This window comes from Streptomyces sp. SID12501, from assembly GCF_010550245.1.
GTDB lineage: Bacteria > Actinomycetota > Actinomycetes > Streptomycetales > Streptomycetaceae > Streptomyces.
On record NZ_JAAGLU010000427.1, the window covers coordinates 1 to 513 of the forward strand.

The window sequence follows — 513 nt, forward strand, 5'->3', positions numbered from 1 at the left end:
ATCTCGCCACCGGGGTTGTCCTCCTCGTCCGTCCACGCCGCCGCGTCGACCGCGGCCGTCGTGTTCTGCTGGACCTCGAACGTCGACGTCGAGACGCCCGGGCCACCGGCACCGTCGCCGCCGAACACCCACTCGACGTCGGTCCACGCCGCGAGCGTCGCGACCCCGCCCACCCCCAGGACGGTCCCCGCCCCCGTCATTGCGAACGCCTTGCGGCGCCGCTGCGCACGCCTGGCCTCGTCGACCAGCTTCGTCGTCGTCCCGTGCTTCACCATGTCCCACCCCACCGGTCGTCGGTCCTCGGAGCCGTGGGCGGTGCTCCGACCACGACGTCCCGGACGCTAGGTCGACGCCGGCGGACAAACCGGACGCACCGTGACGGTTCCGTACCGGATGGGCGCGCACAGCCGTATCCGTAGGTCCGGAATGGGTGAAGTCGCCCAGTAGTGCTCAGTGGTGAGGGAGGGGACTACGTACGGTGGGCACGACGCGTCCCTCCCCCGGCGCGTCGCA

Annotated in this window: 1 protein-coding gene; it reads right to left on the reverse strand. The window is 71.7% G+C overall.

Translation table 11 applies throughout. The annotated features are described in order from the left end of the window. A partial coding sequence (locus G3I71_RS46590) for a SipW-dependent-type signal peptide-containing protein (RefSeq protein WP_203733103.1) occupies positions 1 to 275 on the reverse strand: 275 nt, incomplete at its 3' end. Between the last annotated feature and the right edge of the window lie 238 nt (positions 276 to 513).